Origin of the sequence: Bradyrhizobium sp. CCGB01 (assembly GCF_024199795.1) — a bacterium.
GTDB lineage: Bacteria > Pseudomonadota > Alphaproteobacteria > Rhizobiales > Xanthobacteraceae > Bradyrhizobium.
On record NZ_JANADK010000001.1, the window covers coordinates 8,414,506 to 8,427,043 of the forward strand.

General features: G+C 60.7%; 13 protein-coding genes. 3 read left to right on the forward strand and 10 right to left on the reverse strand.

Going from position 1 to position 12,538, the window contains the following annotated elements:
• Window positions 1–30: 30 nt before the first annotated feature.
• Both rsmD and NLM25_RS39620 read right to left on the reverse strand, forming a co-directional pair.
• Window positions 31–585 (reverse strand): 16S rRNA (guanine(966)-N(2))-methyltransferase RsmD, encoded by a 555-nt coding sequence (gene rsmD / locus NLM25_RS39615; protein ID WP_254123312.1) that lies wholly within the window; start codon window positions 583–585, stop codon window positions 31–33.
• A 2-nt stretch (window positions 586–587) separates the two neighbouring features.
• Window positions 588–2,639, reverse strand: a complete 2,052-nt coding sequence (locus NLM25_RS39620; protein ID WP_254140499.1) for a pseudouridine synthase — start codon at window positions 2,637–2,639, stop codon at window positions 588–590.
• A 119-nt stretch (window positions 2,640–2,758) separates the two neighbouring features.
• Between NLM25_RS39620 and NLM25_RS39625 the strand changes: the two genes are divergently transcribed.
• A complete protein-coding gene (locus tag NLM25_RS39625; RefSeq protein ID WP_254124653.1) occupies window positions 2,759–3,217 on the forward strand; it encodes a nucleoside deaminase in 459 nt (152 codons plus the stop codon).
• On the opposite strand, the gene NLM25_RS39630 is transcribed toward NLM25_RS39625, so the two are convergent.
• The 4 genes from NLM25_RS39630 to NLM25_RS39645 all read right to left on the reverse strand — a co-directional run bounded on the left by NLM25_RS39630 (window position 3,214) and on the right by NLM25_RS39645 (window position 7,936).
• Complete coding sequence (locus tag NLM25_RS39630; RefSeq protein WP_254140500.1) at window positions 3,214–4,119, reverse strand: alpha/beta fold hydrolase; 906 nt, start codon at window positions 4,117–4,119, stop codon at window positions 3,214–3,216. The genes NLM25_RS39625 and NLM25_RS39630 overlap by 4 nt on opposite strands.
• 187 nt (window positions 4,120–4,306) lie before the next feature.
• Window positions 4,307–5,590, reverse strand: a complete 1,284-nt coding sequence (gene purD, locus NLM25_RS39635) for a phosphoribosylamine--glycine ligase (protein WP_254140501.1) — start codon at window positions 5,588–5,590, stop codon at window positions 4,307–4,309.
• Window positions 5,591–6,437: 847 nt separating this feature from the next.
• A complete protein-coding gene (locus NLM25_RS39640; RefSeq protein WP_254140502.1) occupies window positions 6,438–6,830 on the reverse strand; it encodes a hypothetical protein in 393 nt (130 codons plus the stop codon).
• 398 nt (window positions 6,831–7,228) lie between these two features.
• Entirely contained in the window at window positions 7,229–7,936 is a 708-nt protein-coding gene (locus NLM25_RS39645; RefSeq protein WP_254140503.1) for a recombinase family protein, read from the reverse strand.
• Between the two features lie 161 nt (window positions 7,937–8,097).
• Between NLM25_RS39645 and NLM25_RS39650 the strand changes: the two genes are divergently transcribed.
• Together NLM25_RS39650 and NLM25_RS39655 are read left to right on the forward strand one after the other, a co-directional pair.
• Window positions 8,098–8,835, forward strand: coding sequence for a hypothetical protein (locus tag NLM25_RS39650; RefSeq protein ID WP_254140504.1), 738 nt, complete (start codon window positions 8,098–8,100; stop codon window positions 8,833–8,835).
• A 49-nt stretch (window positions 8,836–8,884) separates the two neighbouring features.
• Entirely contained in the window at window positions 8,885–9,691 is an 807-nt protein-coding gene (locus NLM25_RS39655; protein ID WP_254140505.1) for a GYF domain-containing protein, read from the forward strand.
• A gap of 87 nt (window positions 9,692–9,778) precedes the next feature.
• Here the strand turns inward: NLM25_RS39655 and NLM25_RS39660 are convergent, their stop codons facing one another.
• From NLM25_RS39660 to NLM25_RS39675, 4 genes are all read right to left on the reverse strand, one after another.
• Window positions 9,779–10,525, reverse strand: coding sequence for a hypothetical protein (locus NLM25_RS39660; RefSeq protein ID WP_254140506.1), 747 nt, complete (start codon window positions 10,523–10,525; stop codon window positions 9,779–9,781).
• On the reverse strand, window positions 10,525–10,902 hold the full coding sequence (locus tag NLM25_RS39665) for a hypothetical protein (protein ID WP_254140507.1): 378 nt from the start codon (window positions 10,900–10,902) through the stop codon (window positions 10,525–10,527). Before NLM25_RS39665 ends, NLM25_RS39660 begins: the two co-directional genes overlap by 1 nt.
• Window positions 10,899–11,753, reverse strand: coding sequence for a ParA family protein (locus tag NLM25_RS39670; RefSeq protein ID WP_254140508.1), 855 nt, complete (start codon window positions 11,751–11,753; stop codon window positions 10,899–10,901). Before NLM25_RS39670 ends, NLM25_RS39665 begins: the two co-directional genes overlap by 4 nt.
• A 483-nt stretch (window positions 11,754–12,236) precedes the next feature.
• Window positions 12,237–12,536, reverse strand: coding sequence for a transcriptional regulator (locus NLM25_RS39675; protein ID WP_254140509.1), 300 nt, complete (start codon window positions 12,534–12,536; stop codon window positions 12,237–12,239).
• Window positions 12,537–12,538: the final 2 nt, after the last annotated feature.

Below are 12,538 nucleotides of genomic sequence, written 5' to 3' on the forward strand. Positions count from 1 at the left end.
GGATTACGCTTCGCTAATCCGCCCTACAGACTACGGCCTCTTCAAAAACACGAACTCCGTGTCGTCATAAGCCCTCCGCTCCAGCTCCTCGTACCCCTCCGGCGTCGCAAACTGCGCCGCCTTCGCCTCTTCCACCACGAGCAGCGCGCCCGGCGTGAGCCAGCCGCCGTCGCGCAAAGACGCGAGCGCCTTCTCGGCAAAACCCTTGCCGTAGGGCGGATCAAGGAACACCAGCGAGAACGGCTCGACCGGATGCGCGGGGCCGAGATCGGTCGCATCGCGGCGATAGACCTTTGTCGTGCCGCCGAGGCCCAGCGACTCCACATTGTTGCGGAGCAGCGCGCGCGCTTCCGCGCCGTTGTCGACAAACAGCGTGAACTTCGCCCCGCGTGACGACGCCTCGATGCCGAGCGCGCCGGTGCCGGCGAAGAGATCGAGCACGCGCGCGCCCTCGATCGGATCGTCATAGGCGTGCACGAGGATGTTGAACACGGACTCGCGCAGGCGGTCCGCCGTGGGGCGGATGTCGCGCGAGGACGGCGAGGCCAAATTGCGCCCCTTCAATCGACCGCCGACGACGCGCAACGTCAGTCCTCCCGCGGCGTCAGGTCGCGCTTGCCGTGATAGCCGCGCTTGGGACGGCGCGGCGGGCCGTAGCCGTTGGCCTCGGACTCGTTGCGCTCGCGCGCCTCCTCGCTGCCCGTGCGCTGCACCAGCACGCGGCGGCCCTTGCGGTCGTTGATCACGCCACGTTTGCTGGCGGGCTTCTTTTCGCGCGGGGCATCATCGACGCGCGAGGCGGACTTCGAGGGCACATCGAACTGCGCGCCCGACTTCTCGATCACCTTGTCGCCGAGCTGCTCACGCAGCACGCGCGACTTGATCTCCTCGACCTGGCCTTCGGGCACCTCGCCGAGCTGGAACGGGCCATAGGACACGCGGATCAGCCGGTTCACCTCGAGCCCGAGATGGGCGCAGACGTTGCGCACCTCGCGGTTCTTGCCTTCGCGGATCGCAAACACCAGCCAGACATTGGCGCCCTGGTCACGCTCCAGTGTCGCCTCGATCGGACCGTATTTGACGCCCTCGACCTCGATGCCACCCTTGAGCTCGTCGAGCTGGGCCTGCGTAACGTCGCCATGGGCGCGGACGCGGTAGCGGCGCAGCCAGCCGGTGTCCGGCAGCTCGAGCGTGCGCGCGAGGCCGCCGTCGTTGGTGAGCAGCAGCAGCCCTTCGGTGTTGAAGTCGAGCCGGCCGATCGAGATCAGCCGCGGCAAACCCTCGGGCAGATTGTCGAACACGGTCGGACGCCCCTCGGGATCGTCATGCGTCGTCATCAGCCCGCGCGGCTTGTGATAGAGGAACAGCCGCGTGCGCTCGCGCTCCGGCAACGGCTTGCCGTCGACAGTGACGACATCGCTCCGGGTGATGTCGAGCGCCGGCGAATTGATGACACGTCCGTTGACGGCGACGCGCCCCTGCGTGACCATCTCCTCGGCGTCGCGGCGCGAGGCGAGGCCTGCGCGCGACAATACCTTGGCGATACGTTCGCCGGCCTTCTTCGGCTTCGGTGCTTCGTCCCGGCGCGGCCGGCCCTCGAAATCCCGATCACGGTCACGATAGGCGCCGCGGCCGCCGAACGCCGGACGCTTCTCGAAGATCCGGCTCTCGTCCTCATTGTCGCGGCGCGGACGATCGCCGAAGCGATTTTCGCTGCGCGGATGCTCGTGCCAGTCGGAGCGGCCTTCGGAACGCTCGCGCGGCCGATTGAATTTCGGCCGGTCGCCGCCGCGTCCTCCGCGGTCGTCATCGCCATCACGACGGGGCCGATCAAACTTGGGACGCTCACGGAACGGACGATCGCCCGATGCGCGATCGTCGCGCGAGCGCGAGAACCGCGGACGGTCCTCGCCGCGGCCGTCTTCGCGACGGTCGTCACGCTTTTGCCAAGGCTTGTCCTCGCCGCGATCGCGGCCGCCGAAATCCTTGCGCGGACCCTTGCTGAAATCCTTGCGCGGCGGACGATCGCCACGCGGACCCGCGTCGCGCTTCTGCCAGGGCTTGGAATCGCTGCGCTCGCCACGATCGCGCGGGCGGTCGCCACGGTCGGGGCCGCCTCGCGAAAACTTGCGCTCGCCGTCGAACTTGCGTTCCGGACGATCACCGCGCGGCGAATACGGGCGCTTGTCGCCGAACTTCTTGTCGCCAGACCTGCCGGCGGGACGCGAGTCGTCGCGATCCCGGCTGCGCGGCGGACGGTCGTCACGGCCATAGGAGGGGCGGTCACCACGCGGCTTGAACGGCCGCTTCTCGCCGTCGCGCGAGGAGCGATCGGAGAAGGGACGGTCGCCACGCGGCTTGAAGCTGCGCTCGCCGCGATCCTCGCCGCCGCGGTCGTCGCGCTTGAAGCGGGGACGGTCGCTGAAGTCGCGGCGGGGTGCATCGCCCTCCTCGCGGCGGCGGAAGGGGCGGCCTTCGCGGTCGCCGCGGGGCGGGCGGCTATCGCGATCGCCCTTGCCCTCGAAGCCGCGCTTGGCGAATTTCTTCTCGGGGCCGCGCGCCTTGCCGGAACGGCCCTTGGCCGGGCCTCGATCACGCCGGCCGCGGGAATCGTTGTCTTTGTCGCTGTCGCGAGGCATGAATAATCTCACTCAGGGGGTGGCGCGAGAGCATTGTGCGCGCTCGTTTCGAGCCGCATGCTCAGGCAAAACCGGTATTCACTCTTGCTGAAGGCGGAGCTACTAGCAGGTTTCTGGCAATGATACGAGGCTTGAAAGCCCCCTCTTTCATGGATTTGGCGCTCAAAACGGCCGAAAATGCCGGAAAGGCGGGCGAAGTTCCGATCGGATGCGTCGTGGTCCGGAATTACGAGGTCATCGCCACCGCGGCGAACAGGACGCTGACCGATCATGATCCGACCGCCCATGCCGAACTCGTCGCGCTGCGCGAGGCCGCCAAAAAGATCGGCAGCGAACGCCTGGTGGACTGCGACCTCTACGTGACGCTGGAGCCCTGCACCATGTGTGCGGGAGCGATCTCCTTTGCAAGGGTCAGACGACTTTATTACGGCGCCGCCGATCCCAAGGGCGGCGCGGTCGAGTCCGGCGTGCGGTTCTTCGCCTCGCCGACCTGCCATCACGCGCCGGACGTCTATTCCGGCGTCGGTGAGAGCGAGTCGGCGCGGCTGCTGCGGGAGTTTTTCCGGGAGCGGCGTTAAGGCGCGAGGAAGAACTCGCGCAGCGCTTTCGCGGTCACGTCGGGGTTCTCCTCGGTGAGGAAGTGCCCTGAATCCACCGGCATGCCGTCCACCTTCGTGGCCCATTGCTTCCAGGTGTCGAGCGGCGTGGCGGCGGCCTGGGCGATACCGGCGTTGCCCCAGAGTGCGAGCATGGGAATCGTGATCTTCTTGCCGGAATCGAAATCGGCCTTGTCGAGGTCGTAGTCGAAATAGGCGCCGGCGCGGTAGTCTTCGCACATCGCATGCACGCGGGCGGGATCGCGGAACGGGGCGATGTAGTGCTCGAGCGCGCGCGCATCGATGGCATCGAGCGTCTTCGATTTGGTCTGGCTCGCCATCTTGAAGCGCAGGAAGAACTCGCCATTGCTCGAAATGAGCGTCTCCGGCAGCGGTGCGGGCTGGGCGAGGAAGGTCCAGTGATAGATCTTCAGCGCGTAGGCGCGGTTCATCCGCTCCCAGTAATTATAGGTCGGCAGGATATCGAGCACGGCGAGCTTCGACAGCCGGCCGGGATGGTCGAGCGCGAGGCGATACGACACCCGGCCGCCGCGGTCGTGGCCGGCGAGCGCGAAGTGGACGTGGCCGAGCTGCTCCATCGCCTCGACCATGGCCTTGGCCATCGCGCGCTTGCTGTAGGGGATATGCAGCGTGTCGCTCTCGGGCATGTCGGACCAGCCATAGCCCGGCAGATCGGCGATGATCAGCGTGAAGGCGTCGGCAAGCTGCGGCGCCACGCGGTGCCACATCACGTGGGTCTCGGAGAAGCCGTGCAGCAGCAGCAGCGGCGGCCCCTTGCCGCCGACGCGGGCGAAGATGCGGCCGGAGGAGGTGTTGATCCACTCCGAGGCAAAGCCGGGATAGAGGTCGGCGAGATCGGACATCTTCTGCATCCTTATCTGGTCAGTCGCGAGGGTGCCTCAAACAAGAATGTCGAAAACAACCCCATGCACAGTAGCTAAGTTCATGACCTGCCTGTGCATTTTTGCAGTGCCGACGGGCGCGGCCAGACATTGCGCGCCGGCGGCAGAAAACCCTGTCAGCTCTTGGCCTTGTCAGCTCCTGGCCTTGTCAGTTCTTGGCCTTCTCGGCTTCCACCGCCTGCCAGCCGATGTCGCGGCGGCAGAAGCCTTCCGGCCAATTGATGCGGTCGACGGCCTGATAGGCGCGCGCCTGCGCCTCGGTCACGGTCGCCCCTAACGCGCAGACATTGAGCACGCGGCCGCCATTGGCGAGGATCGCACCGTCCTTCTCGACGGTGCCCGCATGGAAGATCTCGGCGGTCTCGACCTCTGCGGCGTCATCGAGCCCCTCGATGCGCGTGCCCTTCTGGTAGTCGCCGGGATAGCCCTTCGCGGCCATCACCACGGTGAGCGCGGATTCCGGATACCAGCGCAGATCGAAATTCTTGAGCTGGCCGTCACATGAGGCGAGGAACGCGGGCACGATGTCCGACATCATGCGCATCATCAGCACCTGGCACTCGGGATCGCCGAAGCGGACGTTGAACTCGAACAGCTTCGGGCCGTGCGTCGTCAACATGATCCCTGCGTAGAGCACGCCGCGGAACGGCGTACCGCGCTGCTTCATGCCGGCGACCGTCGGCAAAATGATCTTGGCCATGATCGCGTCATGGATCGCAGGCGTCACCAGCGGCGTCGGCGAATAGGCGCCCATGCCGCCGGTGTTCGGGCCGACGTCATGGTCGAACACGCGCTTGTGGTCCTGCGCGGAGGCCAGCGGAATGGCGGTCTCACCGTCGCACAGCGCAAAGAAGCTGATCTCGCGGCCGGGCAGAAACTCCTCGATCACGACTTCCGCGCCGGCCTCGCCAAAGGCGCCCTCGAACATCATGGCGATGGCGTCCTCGGCCTCGCGCACGGTCTTGGCGACGACGACGCCCTTGCCGGCGGCAAGGCCGTCCGCCTTCACCACGATCGGCGCGCCCTGGCTGTTGACGTAGTCGCGCGCATCCTTGGCGTTGGTGAAGCGCTTGTAGGCGCCGGTCGGAATGCCGAATTCGGTGCAGAGCGCCTTGGTGAACCCCTTGGAGCTTTCGAGCTGGGCGGGGATCTTGTTCGGGCCGAACGCCTTGATGCCGGCGGCGGTGAGGTCGTCGACGATGCCGGCGGCCAGCGGCGTCTCCGGGCCGACCACGACGAGCTCGACCGCGTTGGTCTTGCAGAACGCGATCACGGCGGCATGGTCGGCGACATCGAGCGCCACGCATTCCGCCTCCCGCGCGATGCCGGCATTGCCGGGCGCACACCAGAATTTGGTCACCAGGGGAGAGGCTGCGATCTTCCACGCCAGGGCATGTTCGCGGCCGCCGGAACCAAGCAGGAGAATGTGCATCGAAGGCTCGGAATGAGGGGTTTTGCTGGGGGCCGAGGTCGCACGAATCGCGGCGGGTCTCAAGGGGGATGGGGCCAAAAGCCCCCCGGACAACCCGGGGCGCGACATCGCGCAACGTGCATTCTAGGACAATGGCGATTCTGAATTGCATGACTGCTTATTCCGTTCGACCATCGGGTATCTTGCTGCCCAATGATTCGCCCCGAAAGCAGGAATCTGTAACGGCCATGACCCCCAACTTCGACACGATGAATGAAACAGACGTGCGAGAGATCATCGTACGTCCACTTCTTCATCGACTTGGCTATGAACACGGAACGGTCGCCAACATTCGCACTGAAGTCCCCTTACGCTACGACAGGGCCTTCCTCGGGCGGAAACAGCCGAAGAGAGACCTCCTCTAGCTGGCCGAGCAGACTACATCTGCGATGCCACGTCCTATGGACGCTGGGCGGTGGAGGTCAAAGCGCCCTCGCAACCGCTCACACAAGATGATGTTTTCAGCGCTCGGGGGCCATCAGACAGCATGGATACGAATAGCCCCTGGGTGGACTCCTTATGGAATCCTTGGGGCGTGTCGGCTGCGTTGAGACCGCAGGCGGTGCGCCCGGCAGGCGGCGCTTGAACCCAAGTAGACTTGAAGTGCCGTGTGGCCATCGCGCCAAGATAGGGTCCAGTCGGGCCGGAAGGACCCATTCGATCCTCGCGTGTAACAAGGGACCGAGGAACACCACCTGACCTGCCGGCCGCCTGCGAGCGCCATAGGTCCGCTGCGAGAACAAGGAGGCCAAGAGCGCTCAACAAGGCCAGCTATGGGCCAAAAGCAGTCTTCTGGCTCAACCACGATCTACGACACGCTGTTGCCGGCCGCTATCCCCGCTATTAGCACTGCGGCGCTAGCGACCCAAAGCCAATAACCAATTCCGTAAGAGATAATTGGACGCATCTCAAAATCAGCGACATTCACGCCTTCAGGTCCAGGACCTAGAACAGACTTGACCCAAACAAAGCACAATGTGAGGCCGAAGGCCGTTACGGCCGAAATCAGCGCGGCCCGGCGACGATCAAGAAGATAGAGAACCCACGCGACCGCCAGTATCGGGTTTGCAAGCCAAATCAGCAGGCTTGGAACATCACCAAACACGCTGAACCCGCCTAGGACTAATAGCTCCCAGCCATAAGAAGAAAGTCGTTCAAGACCTCTATCGGAGCCGTCAACTACAACGGCGGTCTGCGTCAAGGAAGCCGCGAAAATAGTCGCGCTCGCTAGTACGACAAGCGCGCGAAACGTTGTCAGATTTGATGAACTACGCATGGTTGTGTTCTTAGAGTATATCGCCTCTAAAGGAAACACCAGCTAGGCAGCGGAAGTCCGCGTCGGGTCACAAGGAGCCTTGGCCCGCTTGGCGTTGATGTCGGCTACGGGAAGGCGAAGCAGACGTAGCGGAGATGTTGAGCGCGCACGCTGCTGCAGTTAGCTCGGCGGCGGCGCAGGCTTTAACCCAAGAAGCTTTGAAGTCGGGCGCTGGGATCGCCCTAAAATAGGGTCCGGTGCTGAAAAAGGGACCCGTCGGAAATCGAGACACGGCGGGCGAATTCTCTGCGCACCGATGATCATCAGCATCTTGTTCTCCGGTTTCATTTGGTGGTGCTGTCAATGCGGTTGAGAAGCCGGGACACGGCCGTGGGGTGCCACACGTCACCCCGAGGAGCCTTGATGCCCCTCGCATGAAGTTCGTCCGCAATGGCTCGTGTGGTGGCGATCCCAGCGGCGCGTATGTCATCCACGATGCCCTTGAGGTCAGCGGCGCGCTGAACAGCGTTCTCCTTGAGCTTCGCCACAGCCCGGTCATTGCCCACCTGCTTCCCTCGGAGGGCGCGGGCACCTTTGGGATTGCCTAGCTTCACCCCACGAGCCTTAGCAGCCGCCAGAGCCGCCTTGGTGCGCTCGCCAATAAGTCCTACTTCCAACTCAGCCACCGCTGCCATCTGCGTGAGAAGGAAGCGGCCCATCGCACCTGGGGGAACGCTTGGAAGGTCGCAGAACACAAGGTCAACCGTGCTCGACGCCAAGGCTCTGAGGAGGTCCACGTCACGAGTGAGCCGGTCTAACTTCGCGAAAACGAGTTTGGCGCCAGACACTTTGGCGTGCGCTAAGGCCGCTGTGAGCTTGGGGCGGTCGTTACGCTTGCCGCTCTCCACCTCAACGTACTCAGCGAGGACCTTCCACCGGCCGCCATTCAGGTAGCTCTCGACGGCGGCGCGCTGCGCCTCAAGGCCAAGGCCACTCTTCCCTTGCTTGTCTCGCGACACCCGCAGGTACGATACAAATTTCCCCTCAGCCATCACAGCCTCACTTCACACAAACAGATGTAACGAACGTTAGATGAATTTGTAACGCGGGCTGTTTTGAGGGCCAACGCACGTTTTGGAATCCCAGCGATTCCGTTTTGCATGGCAAGCGGTAGTGTGGGCGCAAGCAGTGGAGGGGATTCGATGGTGGACAAATGCAGCCGATAGACAATCTGACCACGCTCCACCTCGAAGAGGAACGGTTGCGAGGCGAGCACCTCGCGCTGACTGCTGCGAACGAAGAGCTGACGGACCACACCCACATGATCCGTGAAGCGATGAATATGCTGTGGGCATTTACGCACGATTACACCCAAAAGAATGAAGACGAGCTGACGATGCAGTTCCTCGGGATCAGACTTTTTAATGCGGCGGCTTCGTCGATAAAATTGGCGCACTCTGGTTATTACCAAAACGCCTTCTCTGCTTTACGGGATTTTCTGGAGACGTTTTTTCTTGTCGATTTCCTCGTGAGCAATCCAGAGAAGGTAAACGAGTGGCGGAGCGCTAATGCGAAAGCTCTGCGGAATGAGTTTGGACCGGCGGCGGTCCGTGAGGCTTTGGATAAGAGGGACGGCTTCAAAGAGAAAAAGCGGAAGCAGCTCTATGACCTGATATCGCACCATGCGACGCATGCGACCCCGAGTGGGTTCGCAATGACCGTGAAAGATGCGCTGGGCGAGATAGGGCCATTCTATCGGCCGGAATCATTCGTCGCGTGGACGCAAGAGGCGGTGAAGATGACCTGCAACAGCGGCATCGTTTTCGGTGCCTTCTTCAAAGAAGTGGGCTTGCCCTTGCTCAAGACCAAAGAGCATTACATTGGCGAGCTGGAAAAATGGCGGGCGAAATACTTTGGCGCTGCGGTCAGTCAGCCCGATAAAAAGGATTGAAACCAAGAGGCGAGCGCGCGACATTTGACGCCTTGGGCGGGGAACCGGAATGTCGGACCTTTGGTACTACGCAGAGGGGAGTGAGACTGTAGGGCCTGTCGATTTTGATGGGCTGGGGCAGGTGCTCAAAAGGAAAGCTCGGCCGCAGGATGTCCTCGTCTGGCAGGAGGGCTACGCGGACTGGGTAGAAGCTGGCACCCTTCCCGCCCTCAAGGCGGTTTTCGTGCGACCGCCTCCGGTCCCCGTCAGGTCGGTGCCGAAACCTCCAGTACTCGAACAGCGCAACTCGCCGTTGCCGCCTGAATATCGACAGGCCGCCGCGCAGGTTGAAAAGAAGCCGCGCAACTGGATGGGCACGATTTCTGGTTGGGCTGTCATTGTTGTAAGCGTCGTCGTTGGCAGAGCATTCGGCGGACTGTACTGGTTACCAGCGCTCCTTATTGCCTTGTGCATTTGGATATTCACGAAGCTGAAGCTGCGCGACTACGCCGCCTGGATGCTCGGTGTGCTGGTCGGGCATACGCTCTGGATGGCCGTCGGTCACGGTACTCTTTTTGCGATGGGGAAGCCCAACGAAGAGCTGGCGACATTCGCCGTTGACGCAGTCGTAGTCACTTGTCTGACGATTTGGGGAATGAAAACGCAATCCGTTGCGGTGAGCGTCTGTGTCCTTGTCTATCAAATCGTTGCGTTTGCGACCAACGCGGTCTTCTTTGAAGAGTACTCAAAGGTCAATGCGACCGCACCGATACTGCACCTCATTCTGAGAGCTATCGGAATCGGTGTAGCCATATACGCGATTGTGAAAGCGCGGCAGTTCAAACGGCAGGTAGAGGTGCAGCCTGCTGTCGCCTAAGTGCCCGTTTAGTTATTATACAACGTGCTCTGCGGAATCGCAGGGATTCCGATTTGTATAGCTCAAAACGCTCGGAGCTGGAGAGAGCTACGGGGTCCGGATGTTGACGCCCACGGCTTGGCGCAAAGCAGTCCGTTTTGACGTGCTGATGCTAAGTCCCAAAACTTCACGCAGAGGTGTCAACTTTGTACCCTGTAAGGCACTGCTGTGCATCGATGCCATAAGCAACGAAACCCCCTCTATCGTGCGCTTCTCCCTCGTTGACCACATCGAGGCCTTGATCGGATCGACGCTCCAAAGCAGGACGTCCGAAATGGGATCAGTCATACGGAAGTCAACGGCTGATGCGTGAACAGCTTTGGATAGCAGTGCGTACTCGGTCTTCAGGAGCCCAAGGCCTGATACGTTTTCGGGCAACGATCCCAAGCGTGGATGTTTTTCGAGATACCTAACTAAATCCGTAAAGCCGATGATGAACTTGCCAGAGCCCCAAAGCTCCAGTTCTATCGGATGATCATTGTAGTAGATCGAACAGAGAATGTTTTCGATGCAGCCACGCAAAGCCTGCAGAGCGGCGCGCCAAGCTCCAACCGAAGCATTCACATGTGAAACGAGAGCGTCGTTATGCGCTTCGAAAAAAAACGCAGCGCTCCCACTACTGTAGTGTGGAACTACCAAATAGGCCTTAATCGCTTGAATAGCGCTCAGCCTGCGATAGCTTTCTTGGTATACGGCGTTATCTTGAAGTTGCGTCCAATTTTGCGCAGCTTGTGCTGTCCACTCCTTGAAAAAGACGGCATGGTTGGCATCAATTTCGTTGATTAGCTGTGACATTACTTCAGCAAAAAGTTGAGCGCCGTCATCAGCTCGGGATTAACATCCGACTTGGTTCGCTGGACGGCGTTTCTGAGTTTTTTCCGGGCTTCGGGGTCTTGCTCTAAATGCCGCAGAATCTTCCCTACGATGTCACGTGTGGATTCTGTATTTTTGACCTCCAATGGAAACTTGTACTCTTCGATCACGGTCCGCCACTGCGCCTTGTCAAATTGTGACAACGCCACCAAGGCGCTCAGCGCCATGGGGATGTCAGCTGTATTCGGCTTCGGTCGCGTCGGCGGTCGCAGTTTCATGCTCTCTAGTTCTACATTCGGAGCGAGCCGAAGTGCCTCCGCCAAATTGACGAGTATCTTTGCTATTTCGTGAGTTTTCATTTTGTCTTCAGCTTTGCGAGCAGCTCGTCACCCAGAGCGGTAAATTCCCCGATAGCGTTGTTATCAGGCATTCCAAAAATCGAACAGTTCTTGGCTGCGGATTCTGCAACAGAAGTCCGTTCAACAATCTGGGTAGAAAATACCATGCCTTGGAACGCCGTTTGAAGGGTTTGCGCCGTTTGTGTCCGAAAATAAGACGTGCGACCAACGCGCGAGATGATGATCCCGGCGTGAATCAAAGGGTTTTCCAAATCTTGAGAGAGTTTAGAGATCCGGTTTAGCAACAGCGCGATTCCAAGGCTCGACAGGAAGTCCAAGGAAACGGGAACGACGTAGTGAGTGCTGATGGCCAGAGCGTTTTGAGTAGGGATAGTGAGGTTGGGCGGACAGTCGCACACAACCACGTCGTAGTTCCCGAGAACATCCTTGATGGCTCTGCGGAGGCGCGTTTCGCGAGCGACTTCAGAACTCAAGTCCAGATCGATGGTGAAGAGGTCGAGGTGAGAGGGAATCAAATCAACGTTGTTGAAGACGCCCTTGAGTATCACGTCCTGCACGGGCTTAGCTTTACCCTCGGCACTCGTGTGTTGACGGACCCCAAGGAGGTTGGCAACCGTGCCGTTAGCCGTAGCGTGTTTTTCCCAAGCCGGAACAGAGATACAGGAAAACGTTGCGTTTGTTTGCGGGTCCAAATCAATCAAGAGCGTGCGCAGGCCTTTCCGGCCACAATAGGCAGCAAAATTTACTGCGATAGCAGTCTTGCCGACCCCTCCCTTGAGATTGACGCATGAAACTACGATTGGCTGTTTCGGCACAGCTTTTTGCGCAGCCTTTTTAACTGGCTTGGACATGCTTCCCCCTCAACCCACAAGTTGTATGGAAGCTAAAGGGCAAGCGATAAGCTGTAAACCTAAAGGAGCGGACTTAGCCAAAATGCCTAGACAGCCTTTACGTCGAATGCTGCATCCCGAGCAACGGTGAAGGAATCCTGCGCTGATACAAGCCAAGACTTGCAGGAGGGCAGACGATGGTTACGCTCACGAAGCAGCCAAGCGTCATCTCGTCCTGGGGTGGTCACTGCCGCTGGAAACAGCGTGGGCGAGTTTGCGGCGAACGAAAGCACCATCGACGGCAAATCTGACTGTGATTGAAAGCTAAGTGCACGGGTGGTGGATGACGTCGCGACCGGCCTTCCGTAGGGCCCTGTAGGGGCTAGCGCAAATACAAAAGACTGCTACAAAACCCGAACCTAGCGGCGAAAATTGTCTAGTCTTATCAATGCTGATGGGCGCAGTTCGCGGTTCCCACCCAACTGTACCAATATTGCCGATTGCCTAGCTTTGCTTCCCCGCAATGATCTCCTGCAGCGTCGCCACATGCCGTGCGAAGGCGCCGCGGCCGGCGGCGGTGGCGGTGACTGTGGTCTGCGGCTTCTTGCCGACAAAGGCTTTCTCTACGGAAACATACCCGGCCTTGGCCAGCGTCTCGATATGGGCCCCGAGATTGCCGTCGGTGGCGCCGGTGAGTTTCTTCAGCCTTGAAAACTCCAGGCCTGCCGACTGCGGCAGCGCATTCAGCGCCGCCATGATCTTCAGCCGCAACGGCTGGTGGATGATGTCGTCGAGCTCGGCCATGT